This window comes from Mucilaginibacter sp. Mucisp86, from assembly GCF_047324315.1.
Lineage (GTDB): Bacteria > Bacteroidota > Bacteroidia > Sphingobacteriales > Sphingobacteriaceae > Mucilaginibacter.
This window is the reverse complement of sequence record NZ_CP168503.1, coordinates 4,800,624-4,826,831: the sequence shown is the minus strand read 5'-3', so window position 1 is coordinate 4,826,831 and position 26,208 is coordinate 4,800,624. Positions and strand designations below refer to the sequence as shown.

Sequence of the window (26,208 nt, the reverse complement as noted above, 5' to 3'; positions counted from 1 at the left end):
GTTTTATGGTTTAATATCTGAGTAAACTGGGTTCCATGACCTGCCGTCCAGCTTCCATGATGCCGGTATGGTGATGCTCATCCACTGGTAAATTTCAAATGGAATATCAACGTTATTGGGCACCATGGTAAAAAACGAGGCATTGATATCGGGACACAGGGCCGGGCTCAGGTCGCTGAAGTTTTCCCAATCGCCGTTAGCGCCTACCAGCAGGTCGGCACCTTTTCCCGTTTTTTCTTTGAGTAAATTGCCCGAACCTTCGGTCATTGGCCAGTAGCCTACCAGGTCTTTATAATTGGGATTTGATTCATCAATACTGGTTTTGCAGGAGTAATCAGAGATCTGCTGTGTGGTGAGCGCCACATTATATACCTGCAGGTTGGTCATGAGCACGTTAGCACTTTCATCTTCGCTGCCGGGGATGTAACCCAATTTAAATGATGCATTATTATTGGGGTTGTTACCATTCATATTCCGTGTGGTGTTAAGCACTCCATCGGTATATACCCTCACTTTTTTGTTTGTACCGTCAAAAACTGCGGTGAGCTTATGCCATAAACCATCGTTAATGGTGGTTCCCTGCGCCTGGCTGGCTATCGAGGAGTTGAGTGTCCAGGCGTCGCCTTCCAGGAACATATTCCAACCCGCCCCGGTAAAGGCCGTAACCCGTTTTGATAAAAACGTAGGATAATAAAACTCACCTGGTAAACTTTTAATCAACACCTGCACCGTAAAATTGCCGTAAACCCCAAAATTGAATGTAGATGGGTCCTGCAATGACGCATTGGGGCGTTTTGAGCCGGCGTAATCATAAGTGATACTGGTGTTGGTATAAGCTATGTTATCGGTTTCGGGCTTTGGCACAAACAGTGTGCTGAAACGCGGGTTATAGAACACAATAAAGTTATTGCGGGTTGCATCGGCATAAGAGGTAAAATCGGTACTCTTAGGGTCGGGTTCAATAGCGCCGCCTTTGTTTGATGCTATAACTACCAGCCAGTTTTCGGCAGCGTAGGTTTTACGGGCTGTTAATGCTGCCATGATTTCGCCAACATAGCCGTCAATTTTGAGGATGGCGGTGGTATATTTTGCGTCGGTATCTTCAAAGCTGCTGGCCTCGCCTGCAAGCTCAGCACTGTGAAACTGGGCTACTACCAGTTTGGCGTCTTCTTTTTGTAATTCGTCGGTTACTGCGGTTTTAACAGAAGCGTCATCATTTTCATAGGTTTTCTGGTAAGTAGCATCGGCAGCAAGATTGGCATTAAAGCTTGCCGTTGATGCGATGGAAACTGTGCGGTAACCTGGGCCGGCCTGCTTTAACCTGGCAAACAAGGTAGGGTAAGTGGTAAGGTTGCTCCCGGCAAAATCATCGGTGGTAACCTTGTGCTTATTGGCAGTAACGCCAGTTATCATATTTGCCCAAGTACCGGCATTGGTTACGGTATTACTCCCGTAATCGCTTAATGCGTCATAAGCGTAAATAGAGTTCTTTACTATTTTAGAAATATTAGGCGCACTGAGCGAGCGTAAGGCACGCCCCCTTACACCATCAACAATAATGTATAACACTTTACGCGCTTTTACATTGATGCCCAGCGTATCGTTCTTTGAAGCATCTTTGAGTTTGTTTGGAAAATCCTTATTACAGGTAAACAGCATTGTTGCCAGTAGTGCAAGCACAGCCGCCACCGCCAGGTTTTTCCACTGCTTTTTGAAGGTATATTTTTTCATTTCGTTACTGTTATTATTAGTATCCCACTTATTTTTTCAACTCAACACGCACTATGTTGCCTACTTTGGTGTTATCAAACTTGTTAAAGTCCCCCACCAGTATCACAGCCGGATTGCCCAGGGCCGAGGTTGTTTCAACCACCTTGGTTATGCGCCCCTGAAAAGCCCCCGTATTGTTATAACCGGCAGCTAGTGAACCATCAGCATTCAGGATCATAAAGCCCTGCCTGATGATGTTGTTGTACTTGTTAAAATTGCCCGAGATAAGCACCTTGCCATTGTTAAGCTGTGCCGCAAAATTGGGCACGCCGCCGGTGAGCTCACCAAACTGAAAGGTATCATCAACACTGCCATCAGCATTAAGGAGCACCACGCCACTCCTGGTTTTACCGCCATAGGTTTTAAACGAACCGGCAAGGATCATTTTACCGGTAGTAGCATTGTAACGGATTGAAGTAACCGGTCCATCGGCACCGGCACCTGAAGCAAACGTTGCATCAACAGAGCCATCGGTGTTAAGGCGTACAATGTGATTGGCAGGCAAGCCATTAAAGGTGGAGAAAGCCCCAACAGCTATAATTTTACCATCGGCCTGCATAAAGGCGTCATTTATGTCGCCATTACCACCGGCATAACCCTGCCTGGTGCCAGGGTTATAATTATAGGTAGAATCCATAGTGCCATCCTGGGTGAGGCGGGCTATCTGGTTCATTTTGGTAACGTCGGCTACTTTAAAATCGCGGGTTGAGCGCGGGTAGAAATACTTTACATAATTTTGGTAATTACCGAGTATGGTAATTTTGCCATCCCTTACAAAGCTTTTTACAACCGTACCAAATACGCCGCCATTAAATGCCGCCACCGTATCAAGACCCAGGTTCGGGATCTGCGGTTTAAGATTGATGACCTCAATAGCAGCCGAGTCTAAAGAGCCGTCGATATTTAAGCGGGTGATACCGTTGATACCCTTACGGTTATTGAAAGTAGATAACAAGCCGCCTACAATATATTGCCCGTTATCAAGCCTGTTTATGGTTTGCAGGGTACCATCGCTGCCGGTGCCGGCGTTAAGATCAGTTTTAAAATCGCCGTCGCGTGAGATGAGCAGGATATGATTTACCGGCGTTGAAGGCGCCTGGCTCTCAAAATTGGTGAAGCCGCCAACCAGCAGGTAACTACCATCGGTAGTTTGCAAAAGGTCATTTATTGCGCCGTTGGTACCGTTTACCACTTTAAAAGAGGCATCGATAGAAACCTTCCCGTCCACAGTAAACTTGGGGCCAAAAAATGATTGCCCGTCGGCAATAACGGTGGTACCGCCGGAGCTTGCATTATCAGGAATTGTTACGGTAACCGTACTATCGGTAAGGGCCGTTACCTTGGCTTCAATTTCATTAACCAGGAACTGAAAATTGTCTTTATGGCTAAGCAGACCTTTTATTTTAAAAGTAACGGCATCGCCCGAACTGCCGCTGTTGGGTGTAGGCTCCTCGCCGGTGAATTTAATGCCCAGGGGCGATTTGCCGCCTCCGTATGGATCCTCTTGCAATATCGAGGATTTTTTACAGGAAACCTGCGCAATTACGAGCAGTACCAACCCCATTTTCAGGATCTTACTGCCGGTATTTTTTATAAGGTTTGATATCATGATCATTTCTTAAGTATTTATATAATTTATCCCCCTGTTATTATTGCGCCGGCTTACTGATCCCTGCCGACTCGGCCGCGGTGATAAACCGCCGGCTGTCAAAACCCAACACATGGTTTTGGAACTGTAAAGCGTGGATAACCCCGTTTGTAGGCTGGATGTCGGAAGTTGCAATGGGTACGTTAAACAACCCAACCGTGGGGTTTGAAAAATCCGGGATGAATGATAAGATGAGCTGCCTATAACCAACATATTTTACCCCATTGGCACTGTTGTAAAACACACCAATATTCATGGTGCGGCCGCCGTATGAAACATAGCCCTGGCCGGGGAATGCCGAAAGTGCAAGCGTATCAATTTGCGGAATGTCCTTTAGCAGGTAGGCTCCTTTAAACACGTACTCGGAAAGCATATCCTTCCAAACCTGCGGCTGTACCTGCCCCATCTGTGAAACGGTATCTCTTCCGTTGTTGCGCAGATCGGTATTGAGGTTTACTATGGCCTTGTGAATACATGAGCTGGGCGGCGCAAAAAAGGTGACGTTTTCCTTTTGAAAAACATCCTCCATACCGGCGGCCTTGATTGCCAGTACCAGGCTATCGAAAATGAAAGGTTTAGCCTTCAGGTAATCTAAAATAGTACCGTTGTACTTAGCCTGGTGAACGCCCGTATCATAGTAATAACTATCTTTTTTACACCCTGCCAGGAAACAGACAACGATGATGGATACCGCTATAATTGTTTTTATGATCTTGTACATGATATGTTTTGTGTTAATATTATTGCCAGAAACTATTTAGGGTGATATAGGGGTTATTAACCAAAGCGCTTTTGTCAATTGGCCACGCCCAGGCTCCGGCTTTAAAATCCTCAACCGGTATAGGGTGATAGCAATACTCTTTATCCAGCACTTTTTTGGTGCGCACCAGGTCATAGTAGTAATGCCCCTCGCCCATCAGTTCGCGGGCTCGCTCATACCAGATATCATCTTTAAGATCTTTACCTATGTCTGTAACGGGATTAGCTTCGGCTCTGGCCCTAACCACATTGAGGGTGGTTTGCGCAGCAGCATCCTTACCAAGTTCGGCCTGCGCCTCGGCGCGAAGCAAAATGGCATCCGGCAGGCGGAAAACCATCAGATCGTCATCGGGCAGCACATCCTCGCCCTCGGCGGCAAAAATGTTCACAAACTTCAAGAGCTCCCATGAACCGTCGGTGGCATAAAGGGAAGCAGGATCAAACCAGGTGGAAGCCCTTTTATCAGGTGCATTTAAGGGGTATAGTTTGGTCATGAACTTGCTGTTGTAGTAGATATAGCTTTTGGTGATTGATTTTACCGGCTTATGCGGATAATGCAAAACCATATCGGTAAAGGTGTTGTACAGGTAGTCGCCGGTTGAGTATTCGCCGTAGTTAAGGCTACGGAGCACTTCAAACAAACTCTCTTTGGTACGGCCTTTAAATATCTCCTTGCTTCGAGATAGCGGTAATAGGCCATAGCTGTTATTTCCCATTATTTCGGCGCCCAGATTATCTACGGCTGTATAGTATTTTGTTTTGTTAGCATCATCAAAGCCGGCAGCCCACATATTGAGGTGCATGAGCAAAGCATCGGCACCGCCGCGCATAGCCCTTATACCTACCAGCGATGGATCGTCGTAGGTCCATGGCAGGTCATTTTTTACGGCCATCATATCGGCAATACAGTTATTGAGCACCTGCACCATCGGCATCCGCGGCAGCGCGTCCTGGTTATAGGCTTTGGTGTAATAAGGAACATCACCAAACTGGCGTACCAAAAACAAATAAGCCAGATTACGCAGAAACACGGCCTCCGCACGGTATTGCTTTTTATCAGCATCAGAAAGGGCGGTCACCGTACCGGCCTGTACATACAGAATATTAGCCGACTGGATCATTTTATACCACCCCGCCCACTTGGTAAGGTTGATGTAATGAAAAAGATCGCTATAGTAAGTATCTGTATTATTGAGCAGGCTGCGGAGATCATTGGTAGCTATATAGGTAATATAGGTACGGCCTAAACCGGGCGTCATGACAGCCGGGCTGCAGCGCAAATCGCCGGTGGTAGCAAAATAAGGCGTGCTCAGCGTATTTTCCCTGAACTGGTTGTAAATACCCAGTGTAAAAGCCTCCACATCTTTTTTGCTTTGCCAGTAATTATTGCCCGACAGGTTATCTATCGGTGTAACGTTCAAAAACTTTTTACACCCCGGCAGGATCAAGCTCCCGGCAAGTAAAATCAGGAATGCACATAAAAATCGTTTCATAATACTATTCATTTTATAATTAAAATTGAACCTGGAGGCCTAATGTGTATGAGCGCGGGGTAGGATAACCGCCGGAGATATCCCTGCCCAGGTCAGTCACGTTTTCGGGGTTTGCACCTGAATAGTTACTGAATGTGTGCACGTTATAAGCGGTAACATAAATACGCGCCGATGAAATATTCCACCGTTTGATCATTGCTTTCTTAAAGTTGTAAGAGAAGGTGACCTGGTTGATTTTCAGGTATGAGCCATCTTCCTGAAACAGTGTTTGGTCATAACGGAACGGCGATACTTTGCCCGCCCTGGTATAATCATAAGGGTTAGGATAGGTTGCATTATTGCCCGATGTTTTCCAGTAGTTATAAGCTTCAAGCGGTACTAAACCTGTTTGTGCGGTGGGATTAGCGAAGCTCTGGAAACGTGAAGCAAGGTCATTGTTCAATACATCCCTGATAGCGGTAAACGAACCATTGATACTTAGCGAGAATGGCCCATACTGCATAGATGAGGTAAAACCGCCGGTAACCAAAGGCTGTGAGTTACCAACCGCCACATAATCATTGGCATCTAACACGTAATCACCGTTAACATCTGTCCAGGCGGGATCACCTTGTTTAAAGTAAGTATAAACCAGGCCGCCCGTGCGGTATCTTAAACCGGTCAATGGGTCAACCGGTACGGTCGAATTGCTTGAATAAACACCTTTGGTGTTCAGCAATACGTTTGAAAGGCTGTTACGGCCTAAACGGTACAGGATATTCTGACCGGTAGATGGGTCAACCACCAGTAACTGGCTCACGTTATCGGGCAGGTGAACCATTACATCCTTATTAAAAGCTGCATTTACCGATAGCTGCCATGACAATTTGCTATCAGTTGGTAAAGGCCGGGCGGTTAAGGTTAACTCGTAGCCGTAGTTAACCACGCTCATTTCGTTGGTGCTTACCTGGCTGAAGGCATTGATATTGGCAATATCCTTCATGCGCAGCATGTTGTCAACCTGCTTATAATAAGCATCCATGGTAACGGAAAACTTTCCGTTCAGGAAACCGGCATCAAAACCACCGTTAAGCTGCGTGGTAGTAGTAGGTGTTAAACCTGTGTTGGGGATAACGCCGTAATCTAAATTAACGGTTGGGTCCTGGTTGTAGTTACTACCGGCAATGTAACGGCCGTACACATCATACACCGAGCCGGTAGGCACTATATTTTTACCGTAGCTAAAACGCAATGAGCTATAGTCGAGCCAGCTGAACGACTGCATAAATTTTTCTTTGTTGAAATTCCAGCGTACGCCTACCGAAGGATTTTTGGAGTAACCGGCATCTGGCCCGTTGGTTGATGAACCATCCATACGGTACGAAAGATCAAGCACATAGATCTGTTTGTAGTTGTAGGAGAACGCGGCCGCAAGCGAAGCTGTTTTCAGATCGGACAGGTTATTCAGCGTACCACCCAATGATTTGCTCCAGTCATGACCCAGCGGGCCCAATATGTGATCATTGGGTGTACCGCTTTGCTGGATAACGTCGGCCCTGAAATTGGTGCTGTTTAACTCGCCAAAAACATTTAGCCTGAAGTTATGCTTATTGGCAAATGACTTATCATAAGCCAGACCAGTACGGTTATATAAAGTATTTTTCCGGTCGAAGTAATTATAAAGCTGGTTAAAGTCGCCATTTAATGCGGCCGGGGTCAATTTTTCAGTGCCCTGGCTAAAGTAATTAAAACTGAAGGAGTTGGTAGCCCGCAGCCCTTTAAAGATCAGCACATCCAGGTCAAGATTGGCGGTAATATTTACCGTTTTATTATCATTTTGCGTGCTTAGGGTATTCAATAAACCGCTGCTGGCCGTAAACAACGAGGGAGCAGGCAATAATGATGATGAAGCACCACTGCTGGCCACACCCGTTTGTGTTAAACTGTTACCACCGCCCGTACTGTTATAGGCCAGCTGGTTATTAATAGCTGCCGATAATTTAAACCTGTCGTTTGGCTGGTACAGGGTGTTCATGTTCAGGTTATAGCGGGTAAAGTCTGTATTTTCAACAATCCCTTTCTGGTTAAAATAACCCGTGTTAACCTTGTAATTGAACTTGTTTTCGCCACCCGAAATTTCAACGTTATGGGTTTGGTTAAAGGTGTTCCTGAAGTACTTGGCCTGCCAGTTGGTGGAATTATTATAGTAGGCATTTAAACTATCGGACAGGAAAGGGTTACTGTTAATAGTATTCAATGCGTGGTAATAATTGGTGTCGTTTTGCAGGATCTCATCAATACGCATCAACCGCTCGCCTTTACCACCAATTACTTTGCGCAAAGCCGGCGGCTGTGCAAGGGTAAAATTGGCGGTGTATTTAATGATAGGCACTTTTGAGTTCCCCCTTTTGGTAGTGATGAGGATAACGCCATATGCACCGCGCGAACCGTATAACGAAGTTGCCTGCGCATCTTTCAAAATCTCGATGCTTTGGATATCCTCGGTTGGGATAAGTGATATAGGGCTTAAACCCGGGCTGGCCTGATCAAAGCCGTAGCTGTAATTGGAGTTATCATCAACCGGGAAACCATCAACTACAAACAAAGGAGATGTTGGTGTTAGGAAACCCGAACCGGATACATTCACGTTTGAAATACCACGGATATTGATAGACCCTACCATACCTGGCGTACCATTATTGTTCTGGATATTTAAACCGGCCACTTTACCCTGTATCAGTTCAAGCACGTTGGCCACAGGGGCATCCTGGATATCTTTGGCTGTAATAACAACACTTGAACCGGTTGAAACTTCCTTGGTTTTTTTTGAATAACCGATGATCACCGTTTCTTTAAGAGCGTTCACTTCTTCGGCCATTACAATGTTCATGACCGGGCCTGTTACCTTGCGGGTAATACTTTTAAAGCCTATGAAGTTAAAGGTAAGCTCGGCGTCGGCATCTGCCTTTACGGTAAAATTTCCTTTAATATCGGTTTGGCCAAGTACTACGGATGGCTTGCCCGAGCGCACCAGTACACCGGGCAGCGGCTTTTTTTCCTTGGCATCAATAACGGTACCCGAAACCGTAATTTTCTTTTGCTGGGCCCCTGCCGGATGACAGAAACTGAGCAGCACAATCAAAGAAAATAGTATAGCTGAATATCTCATATCAGATCTTATATAATTTTAAATCCTATTCTGTTAATCGTTAATAAACTTGGGGATCTCGTTCCTGAACCAAAAGGTGATTTCCCAATCTCCTTTCTCGTAGATGGCAAAATCGAGCTTGAGATTGCTCACACTGCGGATATTGCCATAGGCCTGCCTGTCGTAGCTGAACACTACATGGGCTTTATCCCCCGGGGTGTTGGTGTAAGCTGTTTTATAAACAATCAATGGAACAGGATAAGCCACGGTGTACTTTACATACTGGTTGGTTTTCTCCATATTAAAGCCGTGTACAAGCTTGTCCCATTTGGTGAGGTTAAACTGGGCCGGATCAATAGGGTTATACAGCGAATCAACAAATTTGAATTTGAGCGAATTGCCCTCTCCTACTTTGTGAAACTGCACCTCAATATCATCGCCGCTCAAAAACTTATTGGTTTTGGCTCCTATTATGTTTTCTACATCTGATGATGACAGGCCGGTATGCTGAGACAGGCCGGTGACAGCATTTAGTGTTGAAGGCTCAAATTGTCGCTCCTTTAAAGGCATCAGTTTAAAATCGCGGAAATACCTGCGGCCGCCGCTGTTTGACATCTCCACATCAAACACATAACCAGAATCGGGCTGGGTTTTCACAAAGGTTGACCGTGCTGCGGCCCACATTAAAAACTGCCCTGCATGCTCCCTTACTTCAAATAAAGCGTGGTTTTCAATTTTACGTTTGGCCTCTATTTCGGCAATTGATTTTTCATCGCCCAGGTAAGACGATGTCCAAACCTGCACCGGGAAAAGCTGCGTTAGTTCCGGAGCGGCCGAGCCGTCGCGGTTACGCATGTTAATGATCTTGAAAGTTAAGGGCTGCGATGAGTTACCGACAGAAAAGTTATTGTCAAACAAAGTATTGCGGCCCAGCACCGGGCTGTATACTGTTTGGGTAAACTGCGTATTGGTGGCAATTGATTCGCGGTCGTCGGGCAGGTTTTTCAAACAGCCGCTAATACCAACTGATACTATCAGCGCTACTAAAAGAATGCTAAATGACTGTAATTTGTATGTATATTTCATTGTTTTAGCTTTAGTGATTAATCCTTGTTACAAAATCGCCGAAACCAAAATCATGACCGGGGGCGATAACATTCACCGTGGCATTGTTGGTTTTTATGTTTACCGCGTTGGTTGGCGTACTTTGCCAGTATCTCACGAAAATTGAGTTTTTAGGATCGGTAAAAGTGATGATGCCTGGCCCTCCGCCGTTAAAACCCGAAGCATTTGCCTTGGTATAGGCCACATGCATGTGGTAGCCATATTTGAGGCTTTTGATCTGCAAACCGTCCGAATAACTTTCAAAATCGGCAGTAGTGAGTTTACCGGGGATGATGTATTTGCACAGCATGGTATCCAGCTGCGCCAGATCGGCATTGGCCAAATAAATGGGGGCTTTGTTAGTCTTTCTCCGTACCTCATTCAGGCTCTCTACCGAGATCTGGAAGCTTTTATTGGTTACAGCAAACAGGGTAATATTTTGGCGTTGTAATGAATCTTTAAGGGCAGGCAGCCTGTTAAGCACTACCAGCAGCGAATCGTAAACGCCAGACTGGGCCTGCAGATAATCAAGCGCGTTACCATTAAACTCCTTCAAGGTATTTTGGTAATCGTAATAAGTTTTGTCGGTTTTCTTACAGGCAAACAGCGTGGTGCCAAGCAACAGTACCATCAGCGTGCGGAAGAAAACAATATTTTTATTTCTCATCTCTATATGTGTTTAAGCATAAATTTTTGACAATGTGCTATAAGCTCAGAGGCTATTTCCAGTAGCTGTTTTGCGTAAGCTGGTTATTGGCATTAAGCACATCCGTGGCTATAGGCCAGTAGATCCCTTTTCTGTTTATCAGGTCATTAAATGCGGTGTTGTTGCCTTTTATCTTGTTGTAGCGTACCTGGTCATACCATCTCCAGGCTTCGCCCATGAGCTCGCGGCGGCGTTCATCAAATATTTCTTTAATGAGGTCTTTATCAGGCCCATCTGAAAAAGTGGCTACTCCCCTGCTTTTTCTTATCACGTTTAACAGGCTTATGGCATCCTGCCGCTGGCCTAAAACAGCCAAAGATTCGGCACGTAGTAAGGCCAGTTCTTCCAGGCGGGTGAAAATGATATTGGAGCTGTAAACCGCAAAATTGCCGTTAGTTGAGCCGCCTCTTAACACCTTGATCTTGCTGAATACCGGTGTTTCGCCGCTGTAGTTCACGAAATAATTGGTTCGTGACAGGCCCGAAATGGTATCCAGACCAAAGCGCTGATCGTTAGGATCGGTAAAAGCGCTGGCAATGGTATCTTTTGGCACATACAGATCGGGCGTTTGCTTGGTGATGAGCGGCGCAGCCAATACCAGCTGCTCAATATGGCCGTTAGTGGTCGATTCACCATAGAGGTCATTAAAGCCAAAGCAAATGACCTGGTTGTTTGACGCACCGTTAAAAATCCCGTCCGAACCGGTAAGCTCGGTAATGGTTGAGTAGGCAATATTGGCTTTGGCGTAGTTTTTCATGATGAAATCTGTGTAAACAGCCGCATCGATGTAGTGTGATTGCCAGGCGGCAATGTGCGCCAAAACTGCATAGGCCGAAATTTTGGTGAACAATGCGCCCCTCCAGCGGTCGGCATCATAACCGTAGTATAAACCCGGCAACAGGTCGTTTCCTTCGGCACCGTATACATATGGCAGGTCCTTGGCGGCAGCTATCAATTCCGATTCGGCATAAACCAACACCTTAGCCTGATCGGTACGGGCCTTAGCCTGAAAACTGCCGTCATCATGAGATGAGGTGATCAATGGCACATCACCCCAGATCCTCACCATATAAAAATAGGCGAATGCCCTAAGCGCACGGGCCTGGGCCACATCAACCTTGTAGTTAACTTCGGTGTAACGCTTATCAACAGCCAACACCCCGGGGGCACGTTCTATCAGTAAACTGGCATTGTTTATCACTGCATAAAAGGCACGCCAACTAGTAATATCCTGTAACAGCGGGAAAGATGCGTTCAGGTTGCCGTTAACAATGGCTTTCAGGTCCGACCGGTTGGTTGCCGCAAAATCCCCCTGCCTGAACTCGCCCCAAAGCCAGTGCGCATTATTATCGGCCAAGGCGGCGCGCATTAAACCATAAGTGGCCATCAGTCCCGAGCGGGTATCCTGCAGGCTTGTCCAGTGCCCATCCTCTTTTGCAAGCCGGCTTGAATCAACATCGAGCGACTTTTTGCATGATACATTCAGGCACAAGGCAACAACCAGCAGTAAGATACCGGCTGCTTTGTTTGCGCTAATGTGTCTGTTTATAAAAGATATCATATTCAATAATTTTTATTTGTTAATACTATAAATCCAACTTAATGCCCAGGATATAGGTACGCGGAATGGCCATGCCATAACCGTTATATATGCCGTTATAATCAATCAGTTCAGGGTCGCTGCCGGTAAATGAGGTAACCGTTACCAGGTTACTGGCGGTCACGTATATGTAGGCTCTTTTTATGGTCGATTTCATTTTTTTAATAAAACCGGCCCTGGTAAGGTCATATCCTACTGATACTGTCCTCAACTTAGCATACGAGGCATTTTCCAGGAACAGGTCCTGATCTAAGCGATAAGGCACCACGCTGCTCCATGGATTGTATATGGGATATTGAATTGCTTTAGGATTTTGCTGCCACGAAAAAATCTCTTTGATTGAGTTGATGTCATTACCGGATTCTCGGTTAATAAAATCATACTGCGAAGCGGCCGACTGGTTAAGGGCCTTTTGACCAACTGCAAAAATGATGTTGAAGTTCAGGTCAAAGTTACCGTAGTGAAAATCATTTGACCAGCCCCCGGTAAGCTTAGGCATAGCGTTGCCTTTTAGCACCTTATCGTTTTCGTCAATTACATAATCACCGTTCACATCTTTCCATTTAGGATCGCCGGCCTTTAGCGGGGTACCCTGAAAAGAGAGGCGTTTGCTGTTGGCCGGGTTAACAGGTACTTCACTGTCGACGTTATAAATACCCTGGTTTTGGTAAATAAAGAACTGATCAATTGGCTGGCCAACCTTAAGTTTCATATCGCCTATAACCAACTGATCAAGACCGTTTGGCAACGCCGTTAACTTGTTGCGGTTAAAGTTGAGGTTGATACCCGATGTCCAGTTTAAACCGGCCGATGATTTTAAGATGGTTCCGGCCAAACCTAATTCAACACCGGTGTTTCTTACAGCCATGCCGCTGGCATAACTGCTGGTGTAGCCATACTCCTGCGGTACTGGAATATTAAGCAACATGCGCTTATCATCCTTGATATAGAAAGTTGCCGATGCATTTAAGCGGCCTTGTAATAAAGATGTATTAAGGCCAAGATTTAGCTGATCGGTATAGGTCCATTTTAAATTATAACCTACCCAACCACTGGTGTAAGGCCTTGATACAGCGGCCACGCCATTATAGCCGGGAATGGTTGGTTCAGCGTCCCAGCCTATCTCCACACGGTATTGCGGACCTGCGGCAAACCTGTCGTCGGTAAAAGGCTTGCCTATTCTTGACCATGAGACATTAAAGGAGAGGTCATCAAACAGACTGCTGCTTTTCAGGAATTGATTTTTGAGGTTCCATTGCCCGCTAAAGGCCGGCGATATAAACCAGCGGCTGCCTGGTTGCGCGTTTGAAGAGGCATCATCACGTACCAGGGCGGTAAATGATAACAGGTCTTTATAAGCATACCTTGCCGAACCGTAAACCGAAAATAAACGGGCCTGCTCTTTATCAATATAACGGTACACCAGGTAGGCCACTGGTTTCAGGTAATTGGCCGAATCAGTATTACCCTGCACAACGTTGATCTTGATGAAATCATTGGGGCCGTTATAGGCGTTGGCATAGTTGTATTTATGTACGTCGGTTTGGTATGACTGGCCTGCCGCAAAAACAAATTTGTGATCTTTACCCAGCTCCTTAGTATAGTTAATACTGTTGTCGATCTTAAAACGCTGGTTATAGCCTAAATAATTAGATACATAATTATTACCCTCCATTAAGGTTGAAGGATAAAACACATCCCTTGTACCCTGATTATAATCAAAGCTGAGGTTGGAGAGAATTTTCACTTTTTTCAGGTCCACACCTAACGACAGGTAGCCGTTAACAACGGTTGTTCTGTTATTGTCGATGTTTTTATCGTACTCGTTTAATAAAGCCTGGTAGGTAGTTGCACTTGGAGGCAGCGGGTTGTACAGGTCGGGGATGTAGCGGGTTTCGGCAAAGCGATCGCGCAGGTTACGGTTTCTGTCGCGATCCATACGGTTGGCATTAACCATACTTGAAATGGTTAGCCAGCTAAATGGCAGCATATTGATCTGAAACGATGCCGTGTAACGGTTAAGCGCGGTATTATCGGCATTACCGGCATTAGTGGTAGCAGAACCAAAGAAACGGAAGTTGGCCCGGTCTGACCCGCCGGTCAAACCCAGATCGAGCGAGTGAATTGGTGTATTTTGATAATATAGGTCGTTCCACCTTGCCGGACCATAATAATCCGTATTGGTTGAATCCCTTAAATAGCCGGGATAATTCAGATAATCACTTTCGGTAGAATATTTCTGATAAAAGGGCTTGCGGAACAGGTTCTCGTACTCGGCATTGGTGGTATTTACCCTGCTGGCCTGTACAAAACCAAAATAGCTGTTCACATTCAACTGCCTTACGCCTGATTTGGCAACCTTGGTAGTGATCCAGATGGCGCCGTTTGCCGCATTTGGCCCCAGCCTGGCCAGCTCAAGCGGATCTTTAATAACCTCTATGGAGTTGATGTTGCTTGCATCAATACCGGCAAGCAGGTTGGTGGCAGGCCCTATGCGGTTAAAATTGTATTTCTGAATATCATAAACAAACGAGCTTTCCTGGATAAGCGGGATGCCATTCACATAAACAGTGGGCTGCTGATTGTAAATATCATTTTTGCTGAACAAGGGCGATGATAAACCACGGATGATCATGCTTTGCTCGGTACCCGGCTCGCCGGTAGTTTCCTGAACGTATAAGCCGGGGACATTCCCTTTCAGCATTTGCTGTAACGAGAGATTGGGGCTAAGCTTGGAGATCTCCATATTAAGAGAATCTTTTAAGCCCTTTACTAAAGCCCGGCGTATTTTTACCGATATTAATGTATCGGCCTTCTTTTTGACTGTATCAGTAGTATCCTGCCAAAAACAAGTGTTGTAATTAAAAGCAGCAGCCTTATATGTTACTGCATATCCCCTGGCGACACCAAAAGGTAATAGCAGGGCCATATAAATAACGGCTGTACTAATTCGGTTCATTTTCATTCGCATTGATTAATTTTATTGATAAAGCTTTGTTAAACTGGTTTGAACTTTTAGGACATAGCTATCCTGTCGCCTGAAACGAATATGTTTCTGGCGTGGAATTATGAACGCTTAAAATTTATTGGGGAACGAAAAATTAATCGTTAACCATGACGACGAATGCCTCCCGAGGGAGCTGTAAATTTAAAATGCTGATTTTTAAATAGCGAAGTGTAAAGGTTTTGATCATATATATTGTATGTTAAAGGATTTGCAAGCAGGACCCAGATCCCTGGCGGATATGGTTTGGTTTAGTAAATGGCAACCGTAAGCTAAAATCAAACGTTACCTAATTGAATAGTGAACTGATGTTCAGGTCATTTATCTAAAACTAAATAATTGGTTTTGGATAAATCTTTTTGTTGTCAACGCAAACGATTGATTAGCTCAACCATTATTATGGCCATTTTACACATATCGGCAACACGACCAAGATTAATTAATCATTAAAAGAATATAAATTTCATTTTAGTTAAGTCGTAAATTTTAGCTGGCCATGCCAACCTTAAGTCCAAACGGCAGAGTTGGAATGAATCAAAACAGGTATAAAATGTTACTTTTTATTGTTACACAACCGTTTGTACATATTAAACAGGTAATATTTTAACAAGTATATTTCTAACAGGAAGCTTCACTATAAATCACTTTACCGGGTATTGGGAGCACCTGGCTGCATAGTTCAAACTGACAATTAACATAGCACAACTATTACGCAAACGTTTGAAATTTAAATAAACATGTTATAATTTAACAACGTACAGGCAAAACTTATCCTTGCCGGTTAACTGATAACAAAGCCATATCATTACTTTGGCTTCTTTAGCTTATTTTTCGAGGCGATCTGTGCCCGTTTAATTATATAAACTACCTGCCGGCGCTGTTATTAAATCCCGACTTTATTTTATGCTAACGTTTGCACAGAGGTTTAATAGTTCATTTGAACTGCAATGGTTTCATTTGTAAATAACTATAAATGTAAACTTTACCACTATGCTAAAATTGTTTAAACCTTTTTTACTGGCTATTACTTTAGCTGCCCCCCTTTCGGCTGCATACGCACAGGCTGTTGATACTGCAAACAGTGTTACCGTGCCTGTATCGGGCAGCGGGTATGCCGTTAACCATAATTATTACAGGGTATATTTTCTAACAAAACAAAACGGAGCCTTGCAGGTAGCACTTAAGGCAAAAGACCAGGACGACGCCCAAATAAGTTGCAGACTTGATGGTCAGGGCAAAACCACCGTCATAAAAGTAAAACCTTCAACAGCCTATAGCCTGGTGCCTGTATCAACATACGCCATAAGCAAACCCGGCTATCATTTTATTGAGATAAAACAAAACGAGGGCAACAAACTACCCGATATTTCGGCGGCTGTGCTTTCAGGGGCAGCGGCGCAGGATGTTAAATTCAACAACAGCCAGTATAAAGGAGCTCCTGCAACACACCTCACATATAAGGTTTCGGGTGACAGCGTTGCTGCCTGGTTTTACAGTGAGGTATCGGTACCTAAAATAGCCGACACCTCGGTTAACGCTTATTATGAAACCAACGGCTTTAGCGGTGGCTATATGGGCATACAGCATAATTCAAAAAACGAGAAACGTTTTATATTCTCGGTTTGGAGCGCTTACAATACCAATGATCCGAAAGAGATCCCGTCTGACTATGCGGTAACCCTTATAAAAAAAGGCGCAGGCGTGTTTACCGGCGAATTTGGTAATGAAGGTTCCGGTGGCCACAGTCACCTGGTATTTAACTGGAAAGCCGATGTTGTTTACAAACTGCTTGTTGGCGCAAAACCTGCCGGCGACCATACTATATTTACCGCCTACTACTACGCACCCGAAAACGGAGAATGGAAATTAATAGCCCAGTGGGATAAAACCAAAACCGGCGGCAAACTGCTTACAGGCTTGTACTCGTTTGTTGAAAATTTTGGCGATAACGGCGCGGATTATTTTTCGGCCCGTTACGGCAACCAATGGATCTGCACACCAGGCGGCAAATGGATGGAGTTAACCACAGCCCGCTTCACCACCACTGCAGATAAAATAAAACACCCGAGATTTGATTATGGCAGCGGTGTCGAAGGAAAATGGTTCTACATGTTTTCGGGAGGATTTAAAACAGTTGGCGTTACACCTTACGGCACGGTAATAACCCGTGAAGCTAACGGCATCCCCCCTGCTATTGACTTTGATAAACTGCCGCAGCAATAATCCCCGGGTAGCTATAAAAATCTATTAAACCCACACGCTTTTGCGCGAATACCTTGTCAATGAAACCTTGTATAAATTATAAGGGGCAATTGCAATAAAAAGCACAAACGTTTGCGTGTGGGTTTCATTTACCTATTTAAGTATGTTTGGTTTAGTTAATCAAAATAATATGATCGATGATGTACTCATAAGCTATGGACTAAGCTTAATTGGTTCTAAAATTGCCCCTTATGGCTCAGGTTTAATAAACCATACTTACAAACTAACCGCTAATAACCAAAACTATATCCTTCAGGAAATTAACACCAATATTTTCAAGGCACCGTACCATATAGTTAACAACCTGGCTTTAATAGAAAAATATATCAATGAAACCGCGCCCGGCTATTTGTTTGTGGCTCCTTTAAAAAGCCTCAATGGCGACTTTATAGTTAGGACAGCCACAGGCGAGCATTACCGGTTATTCCCCTTTGTGCAGGGCTCACACTCGGTTGATGTTCTGAAAAACGAAAAAGAGGCTTATGAAGCGGCCAAACAGTTTGGCAAGTTTACCTACCTGCTTAAAGATTTTGACATCAGCCTGCTTGAATATCCCCTACAAAACTTCCATGACCTGCCTTTAAGGTTTGATCAGTTCAAAATAGCTGTAAAAAATGCAGAAACCACAAAGCAGGAAGAGGCGGCTGCCGAAATCAATGAGGTATATAAACACCAGCATATTTTAGAAACCTACAACCAGTTGATCAGTGGCGAGGAAATACCTATGCGCGTGGTACATCATGACACCAAAATAAGCAACATCCTGTTTGATGATGAGCAAAATGCACTATGCCTGGTTGATCTGGATACCGTTATGCCTGGTTACTACCTAAGCGATGTGGGAGATATGATGCGCACCTACCTTTCACCTGCAAGTGAGGAAGAGAAGGATCTGAATAAGATCTGTATCAGGGAGGATTTTTTCAGAGCTATCTATACCGGCTATCTGTCAGAAATGAGCGCTATCTTAACCGAAACCGAAAAAGAGCATTTTATATTTTCGGGTAAAATGATGATATATATGCAGGCGCTGCGCTTTTTAACCGATTTTTTAAATAACGATATTTATTACGGTGCCAGGTACCCCGGCCATAACCTGTTAAGGGCTCAAAATCAATTCAGGCTCCTCAACGAGTATGTGAACGCAGAGCCGGCCTTTAATCAGCTCATTGATGAAGTAAACCAGGGCAACCATAGCGAACATAGATATAACCAAACCCAGCCTTCGGCCTAACCAAGCTTATCACCTTTATGAATAAACTTTTTAGAAAAATAATACTCATGGCTATTACAGCTCTGCATTTTTTACCGGCATCCGCCCAAACCACTACGCCCGATCCAAAGGTTTTTTGGTCGGAGAATTTTAAGGGTGCTAAACTGCCTGAGGGATGGAAGAACGTTGATAAAAGCACCCAAAACCTGGAGTGGCTGATTACCAATCAACCTTATCCCGGTTCCTACCAATACCAGCAGCAGGCCCCTCCTATCGCTTCAAAAAGCAGGGGCTACCATTTGCAGTTTCAGGCCGGTTATTTTGTTGATGAAGACCAGCCAAGGTGGACCAAAAAAGGCTGGCACCCCGATACCTGGATGCAAACAGGAGCTATTGACTGTTCGGGCAAATCGTCGGTAATATTGCGTTTTCAGCAAACATTCAGGTATAATGCCGAAGCAGCTGCACCCGGAGCAGGCCTGTTTGCGGGCATAAGTACCGACGGCGAAAAGTGGACCGACATCAATGTTATGAACAACGCACCTGCCGCTGCCGATATGTTTAACCCGGTTAACCAGGAGCTTAATATCACCAAACTGGCGGCCAACAAACCTAAAGTATACCTGCGTTTTTACTGGAAAGGCTATTACAGTTGGTACTGGATGATTGATGATATTGAGCTGGCCCAGGGCTACAACAAAGACCTGGCCATAGGCCGTTTACAATCACACAACGAAGGCGATAATACCTTTACCAAAGCCGATGTTTTAGCAGTTACCGTCAAAAATAGTGGTACTGAAACAATTCGCTCGGCTTTTAAAGTTAGCTGTACAATTGATGGTAAAAAGGAAATTACAACTAATGTTGCAGCCCTCAAAAAAGGCATTGAACCCGGTGAAGAAGTTTTGGTTAAACTCCCCGCAACCGATTTAACTAACAGGCCTTTACATAGCTTAAATTTCAGTTTGAGTTTTGATGGAGATCAAAAACCATCAAACAACAGTCTTTTCACCAAAATAACCGCCAAAGAATCAAAAATTGGCGACCTTACCAATTTTAAAGCTGCCGGTAATGAGTTTGATATTGCCGCCGGTCTGTCGGCCTTTAAGGTTATTTTTTACGGTGACGATATTTTCAGGATCTGGATGGCGCCTGATGGCGAATTTACCAACCCCGCGGCCAACGATATTGTAGTTGACTATGGCAGTAAAAACCCAACCCTTAACTGGGCAGATAAAGGCACTTATTACCAGCTTAAAAGCGCCCAATGCATACTGCGGGTATTTAAAGCCCCCCTGCGCTTTGCCATGTATGATGTCACCGATACCCGCCTGATCTGGGAGGAAGCCCAACCGATATCATTCGGCGCCCATACTTCTCAAACGATGAAACGCCAGGCCAATGAATACTTTTATGGCTGCGGCATGCAAAATGGTTATTTCTCGCACCGCGATAAGGATATCCTGATTGAAAAAGGCGGCGGCTGGGATGATGGCGGCAGGGCTAATCCAGCTCCTTTTTACATGTCGACTGCTGGTTACGGTGCATTCCGTAATACTTTTGATGCAGGCAAATATTCATTTAAAGAGCAGCTGGCCTTTACACATAATGAAAATCGTTTCGATTGCTTTTACTTCTACGGCCCCTCATTAAAACAAATATTAAACGGATACACCCGAATAACCGGTCGCCCGTTTTTAATGCCCCGATGGGCATTAAGCATGGGCGATGCCAACTGCTATAACCGTGGTGTTAAAGGCACCGACACCAAAAACTATGCGGGTACCGGCATTAACGGCACCACCCCCGATGTTATTAAACTGGTGGCCGATAAGTATGTGGCCAATAATATGCCACGCGGCTGGATCCTTCCTAATGATGGTTACGGTTGCGGTTATACCAAGCTCGATTCGACCATTATGGAGCTTCATAAACGTGGTTTTTACACCGGCCTGTGGACTGAGAACGGCGTTGAGAAGATAGCGAAAGAAGTGGGTCAATACGGTTCAAGGGTAGCTAAGTTAGATGTTGCCTGGGTTGGCCCCGGCTATAAATATGCCCTTGACGGCTGCAAAGCAGCTTACGAAGGTATTGAAAACAACAGCGATGCCCGTGGCTTTATATGGAGCGTAATGGGCTGGGCCGGCACACAGCGTTACTCAACGGTATGGTCGGGCGATCAATCGGGCAATTGGGAATACATTAGGTTTCATATTCCAACAGTTATTGGTTCAGGTCTCTCGGCTCAAAATGCTGCAACCGGCGATGTAGACGGTATTTTCGGCGGCAGTGATTCAACCTATGTGCGGGACCTGCAGTGGAAGTGCTTTACGCCCGTTTTAATGGTGATGAGCGGCTGGGCAAAAAAGGATAAACAACCCTACATTTATGGCGAGCCTTATACATCCATCAACAGGAAATACCTGCAGCTTAAAATGCGCCTAACTCCCTATATGTACACGTATTGCGCAACGGCACATGAAACAGGCGTGCCTGCCAGCAGGGCCATGGTGCTTGAATACCCAACAGACAGCGTAACCTGGAGCAAAAAAACACAATATCAGTTCATGAACGGCGAATGGTTGCTTGTAGCTCCTGTTTACAAAAGCGAAAGCAAAAGAGACAGTATTTATTTACCTAAGGGCAACTGGTATGATTACTGGAGCGGTCATAAAATGGAGGGCGGCACATGGCTCAACAATTACCCTGCCCCAATTGAAAAACTCCCTCTTTTTGTTAAGCAAGGTGCAATTATCCCCATGTACCCCGCCATGAATTACGACAGTGAAAAGAAAACAGATACATTAACCTTAGCTATTTACCCATACCAAAAATCGGCTTTTGACCTGTATGAGGATGACGGTCTCACCCGCCAGTATAAAACCGGCGCTTTTGCCAAAACACTGATAACTGTTGATGCCGCCAACGATATTAGCATTAATATTAACGCCGCCAGGGGCAGTTATAACGGCATGAGCAAAGAAAGGGTTTACCTGCTTGACATTCACCAAACCGAAGCGCCTAAAGCTGTAAACGTAAATAACCAAAAGCTTAAGGCATTTAAAAACCAGCAGCAATTTGACAAGGCTAAAACCGGTTACTATTTTGATAAAAATGATAAAACCGGTACAGTTCACATAAAAACCAGCTATCTGAGCACCTCGGTTAAACAAACGATAGCCGTAGCCAATCTGTAAATCAGGGTCAATCCCGAAGCAAAGGAGACTGAGTGACCTCCTTTGCTTCAGGATTTAGCGGCATTAATTGTCGTATATTTGAAGTACCATACTGCGAACGACCGACTACTTCAACATCTGAGACTGCATGGGTCGCCTTTAATCACTATATTTGAACACACACATGGTTATTTATAATTGACAGTATCACTTAGCTTTCGTGGTCATCATTCCCTTCTGCTCCTGCGTTTTTTGTTTCTCCCTGAATGCCGCCGGCATCAAATACATATAGCCCGGATTAACGGCCGGCCATCTGACCAAAAAAGTAGCACCCAAACAAATTTCGTTAGACTAATGACAGGATTGAGGCATTCCTCGTTAATATACTCCAATTTCCATTGCTTTAATCTCACCGCCATTAATGGTCTGACGGAGGCTGATACTAATAACATTCTTTTTACCGCTGTCAAAATTCAGCCAGCATTCCGGTAAGTAAAATTCCCGCTGTGGCCCTATCTCCCAATAACGACCAAGGTTGTGCCCGTTCAAATAAATGTACCCATTACCCGATGCGTTGATTAATAAACGCCATAGTGCTTTTTTACAGTCAGCTGATTTCGGCATTTCAAATTCCGCTCTGTACCATGTCATCAGCGCATCGCGCCGCCCCTTGGGCTGAATATTGTTTCCTTTTCGCGGTATGGACGTAATCGTATCAAGTTTTACTTTTGCCCAGTTTTCATGGCCAATATTTTCATCCGTCCACTTATTTTCTACCCCGGAAACATTGTTACTTACCTGCCAGTCAAGCTTGTACTTAATCTCGTTTAACGTGTCGCTAAGCCCTGCTGTTTTGATTCCGCAAAGCTGCTCCATTGGCTGGTAACCATGTTCATGGCCAATATTTTCGTATAACGCCACAATTTCATTTTTGCCTTCGTGCATCAATCCTGTAACGTCAAAAGCGTTATCGAATTCGTTATCTTTTATAGGTTGGAAAGACGTTTTAAGATTGCGCGTTGCTTCTGCCGCATATTGCTCTGACGGTGCCAGTCTCCGGGCAATTTTTCCATTAATTTGTACATCAATAATGTCTCTTGAGTACGTATTGAACAGCAGCCGGCTAAACGATTGCAGTGCTTCTTCGCGTAAAGTAACCGAGGAACGATACAATACATACCTGCAATCATTCACACCCATTTCCGGTAAAGATCTGGTTGCATTCACCCACTGCACCTGATGATCTTCATTTCGTTTCCAAACCGTAGCCATACGCATATGAACAGGCTTCACAATACTTGGAGCCTCCGCTATTTTATCGCCAAACCACCACATACCTTCATCAGTTTTTTTTCCCGGAGGGATAACCAAAACTTTTGAACCTAACCCGCTTAATTGATAAGTGACGCGAAAAGGTTTAAACAAAGAAGTATCATTATTTCCGGTACCTGTTTTAATAAGCACTCTTTGACCGTTCTGATCAATATTATAAACGGAATCATTTTTTGATAATATGCCTGGCATCAGGGTTACAGTACCGGCGACACTTTGATCAGGGTCGGTATTGTGTAAAAACACAAACTTTGTTCCGTCTGGCGAAACCCTTACACCTCCATACAAAGATTTAACACCATCAATCAGTGTACAAGGCCCGCCTTTTGCATGTACCAGAGCAGCTCCATATTTACGTATAAAAGTACCTATTTGCCGGGCCACCTCATATTTTTTACTAAGACTGCCGTTCTCGTGGACAGGTGCATTGTAATCATAGGTAGTGGTTTGGCCTCTTGCGGCCCAGCCGGCGAAGTTGGTGCCGCCAACAAACATGTACGTGTTTAACCCTGTTGCGCCGCCTAGCATAGACATTAATGTAATTGCCTGATAGTGCCTGTAGTCGGAATAATTATCTTCGCTGAGGCTCCCTTTTGTAAGTGAGAACCAGCCCCCTTGCAGTTCGGTTACATAAGCAGGCGCATTGGGTTGTTGTTGCTTTAAATGTGCAATACGCTGCGCGCAGCCCGGCGCTTCTTTCAAACCCACGTAAAGATTTTCTGCATCAAAAACATTTTTTAGCACTTCATCCTGGCTGCCTCTGCACTCATTGGTGAGACAGGTGAATAAAGGAATGTCGATCCCATCATTTCTTACCGTCTGGTAAAATGTTTTCAATGCCGCTGCTTTATCTTTTGCATCCTGGTAATCGTATTCGTTTTCAACCTGCTCCATGATGATGCCTTTACTGCCGGGATGCCTGTTGGTAACCTGGTAAGGAAGCAACACTTTATCTATTGCATTAAACCAATGTTTACTCCATTGGATATAAACAGAATCATTACTTCTTAGCCAAAATTCATCAGAATATTTTGCCGGCTTATATTTTGCCAGCCAGCGCGGATAGCCGCCACCACCCCATTCTGCACAAATAAACGGACCAGGACGTGCAATAACATATAAACCGAACTCGTCCGAAGCGATTTTCAAAAAGTCCTTTATATCTGTAAAATCAAACTGGGATTGGTCCCGCACGTTTTTAGGCATATTGAGTTCGGTGATATTCCAGGGAATATATGTCTCAACTGTGTTGAAGCCGGCCGCTTTTATTTTTGCCAGTCTATCCCGCCATAAGGGTTTCGGGACGCGGAAATAATGAAAAGCTGCGCTGTAAATAAAAACATCATCACCATCTATTTTCATGCAGTCGCCATTATAACTGATACGGGCTTTTGTTGTATTTGAATTGATGCCAGAAAAATGAAACCAATTAAAATACGCATTGCCGCCGGGATTACCGGCAATTGAATTAAAATTAAACAGCATGAACCGGTTAGCCGTCCAGTCAAGTCCAAGCCCCATTTTCAGTTTGTCTCCGATGTTGTGAAAAGTTCTTCCGTCGGTGCTGTATGCGAAACCAGCTGTGCCGCCACCTTCGATACCGGCAGAAGCCCGTAGCCATATCTTTGTTTGTTTAAAATGAGGAACTACGGCAATGGTTTTACCATCATTAATCATCACGATCTGTCGTTGATTTTTTATTTGCTGAACACCTACAAATGCGTATGGGAACTGGAAAACTGCCAACCCTGCGTTGTCTCCATCTTTGAGTCCGCTTACATCAAGCTCAGCCATTCCGGAAGACTGAGGGCCCTGAACCCGTTGGCTCAACGAATTACTGGCTTCTTTTAAAGAACCGGCATACGAAGCACTGATAGATAAATATCCCGGGCGGTTTTTAAGTGACCATTTTTTATTATCAGGATTATGGTTCCATTGCCATTGCAGGCCGAGCTTCGGGCTGTTAAACTCATCTGACATTGCCGGGACAGCCACTGCAAATGACTGCCCTACATTTGGTTTGCCATAAACCTCAAGTCCTTTGCCATTTCCGTCTTTTCCCAGCATCGGCCAGCCATCTTTCCATACTACCGGGAGAAGGTTAGGAACTCTACCAAAAGGTCCTCGGTCTTGCATAATTATGAACCACCAGTCACCGTTTTTTAATTGTACCATACCGCCCTGGTGGAGCCCATTATTGGGGTAAGTCGACTCATCCTGGGCAATTATTTTACTTTCGTAAGGCCCATAGATATTTTTGCTTCGCAAGCAAACCTGCCACCCCTCCGTTCCACCTGCAGGACAGGTTATATAATAATATCCGTTGATTTTATAGGCATGAGAACCTTCCATACCGTATTTGTCATAGGGGGCCGAAGATCCGTCCGGTTTTTCAATAGGTTTGTTCCATATCTGTACTGGTTTGCCAACCACTGATCGGGCATCGGCGGCGAGTTCAGTAACATATAATTTACCCTGGCCATGAACCACATATATTTTCCCGTCATCATCAAAAAGCAGGCCCGGATCATACAAATACTCCGGAAATATCGTTCGCGTCCATGGGCCTTCAATATTCTTCGCTGTACAAATTGAAAAATGACCTTTTTCTTTATCCCATTGCGGCGTGCAAAAGCCCACATAAAACAAGCCATTGTGATGGCGGATAGATGCGGCCCATGAGCCTCTGAGATACATATTTCCGCCCTTTAGATCATACCGCGGGTCTTCATCAAACCTTTGCACGGCGTAGCCAGCCATTTGCCAATTAATGAGGTCTTTTGATTTCAAAATCGGGCAGCCTGGCACGTAATGCATACTTGTCGATACAAAGTAAAAGTCGTCACCCACACGAATGATATCGGGATCGGGCCAATCGCCCCAAAGCAGTGGATTGGTGTAATTTCCGTTTTTATTATCAGGCGTATAAATATGCTGCTGTGCAATGGCAACCGCGGCGAGGCCAAAAAAGAACAGGAATAAAAAATATGGCAGAATTCGTTTTTTCATTTTTA

13 protein-coding genes are annotated in these 26,208 nt (G+C 44.7%); 3 read left to right on the top strand and 10 right to left on the bottom strand.

The window, feature by feature from the left end; genetic code table 11:
* Positions 1-3: 3 nt before the first annotated feature.
* Genes ACEN9X_RS20470 through ACEN9X_RS20430 form a run of 9 tightly spaced genes read right to left on the bottom strand, consistent with a single transcriptional unit; the run spans position 4 to position 15,166 of the window.
* Positions 4-1,731: a LamG-like jellyroll fold domain-containing protein gene (locus tag ACEN9X_RS20470; RefSeq protein WP_413666894.1), complete on the bottom strand. Its 1,728-nt coding sequence runs from the start codon at positions 1,729-1,731 to the stop codon at positions 4-6.
* A gap of 28 nt (positions 1,732-1,759) precedes the next feature.
* On the bottom strand, positions 1,760-3,385 hold the full coding sequence (locus ACEN9X_RS20465) for a DUF5008 domain-containing protein (protein WP_413666893.1): 1,626 nt from the start codon (positions 3,383-3,385) through the stop codon (positions 1,760-1,762).
* A gap of 34 nt (positions 3,386-3,419) precedes the next feature.
* On the bottom strand, positions 3,420-4,139 hold the full coding sequence (locus ACEN9X_RS20460; protein WP_413666892.1) for a hypothetical protein: 720 nt from the start codon (positions 4,137-4,139) through the stop codon (positions 3,420-3,422).
* Between the two features lie 19 nt (positions 4,140-4,158).
* Complete coding sequence (locus ACEN9X_RS20455; RefSeq protein ID WP_413666891.1) at positions 4,159-5,670, bottom strand: RagB/SusD family nutrient uptake outer membrane protein; 1,512 nt, start codon at positions 5,668-5,670, stop codon at positions 4,159-4,161.
* A gap of 19 nt (positions 5,671-5,689) precedes the next feature.
* Positions 5,690-8,818, bottom strand: a complete 3,129-nt coding sequence (locus ACEN9X_RS20450) for a SusC/RagA family TonB-linked outer membrane protein (RefSeq protein WP_413666890.1) — start codon at positions 8,816-8,818, stop codon at positions 5,690-5,692.
* A 33-nt stretch (positions 8,819-8,851) separates the two neighbouring features.
* On the bottom strand, positions 8,852-9,883 hold the full coding sequence (locus ACEN9X_RS20445) for a DUF5007 domain-containing protein (protein ID WP_413666889.1): 1,032 nt from the start codon (positions 9,881-9,883) through the stop codon (positions 8,852-8,854).
* 10 nt (positions 9,884-9,893) lie between these two features.
* On the bottom strand, positions 9,894-10,568 hold the full coding sequence (locus ACEN9X_RS20440) for a hypothetical protein (protein WP_413666888.1): 675 nt from the start codon (positions 10,566-10,568) through the stop codon (positions 9,894-9,896).
* Positions 10,569-10,620: 52 nt separating this feature from the next.
* Positions 10,621-12,168: a RagB/SusD family nutrient uptake outer membrane protein gene (locus tag ACEN9X_RS20435; protein ID WP_413666887.1), complete on the bottom strand. Its 1,548-nt coding sequence runs from the start codon at positions 12,166-12,168 to the stop codon at positions 10,621-10,623.
* 25 nt (positions 12,169-12,193) lie between these two features.
* Positions 12,194-15,166: a SusC/RagA family TonB-linked outer membrane protein gene (locus ACEN9X_RS20430; RefSeq protein WP_413666886.1), complete on the bottom strand. Its 2,973-nt coding sequence runs from the start codon at positions 15,164-15,166 to the stop codon at positions 12,194-12,196.
* Positions 15,167-16,201: 1,035 nt separating this feature from the next.
* Between ACEN9X_RS20430 and ACEN9X_RS20425 the strand changes: the two genes are divergently transcribed.
* The 3 genes from ACEN9X_RS20425 to ACEN9X_RS20415 all read left to right on the top strand — a co-directional run bounded on the left by ACEN9X_RS20425 (position 16,202) and on the right by ACEN9X_RS20415 (position 21,883).
* The gene (locus tag ACEN9X_RS20425; RefSeq protein ID WP_413666885.1) at positions 16,202-17,434 is read left to right on the top strand and encodes a DUF3472 domain-containing protein; all 1,233 of its coding nucleotides are present in this window, start codon (positions 16,202-16,204) and stop codon (positions 17,432-17,434) included.
* A 169-nt stretch (positions 17,435-17,603) separates the two neighbouring features.
* The gene (locus tag ACEN9X_RS20420; RefSeq protein WP_413666884.1) at positions 17,604-18,707 is read left to right on the top strand and encodes a phosphotransferase enzyme family protein; all 1,104 of its coding nucleotides are present in this window, start codon (positions 17,604-17,606) and stop codon (positions 18,705-18,707) included.
* Positions 18,708-18,754: 47 nt separating this feature from the next.
* Positions 18,755-21,883: a TIM-barrel domain-containing protein gene (locus tag ACEN9X_RS20415; protein ID WP_413666883.1), complete on the top strand. Its 3,129-nt coding sequence runs from the start codon at positions 18,755-18,757 to the stop codon at positions 21,881-21,883.
* 357 nt (positions 21,884-22,240) lie between these two features.
* Here ACEN9X_RS20415 and ACEN9X_RS20410 read toward each other — a convergent pair whose 3' ends face one another.
* Entirely contained in the window at positions 22,241-26,203 is a 3,963-nt protein-coding gene (locus tag ACEN9X_RS20410) for a beta-galactosidase (RefSeq protein ID WP_413666882.1), read from the bottom strand.
* Positions 26,204-26,208 lie beyond the last annotated feature (5 nt).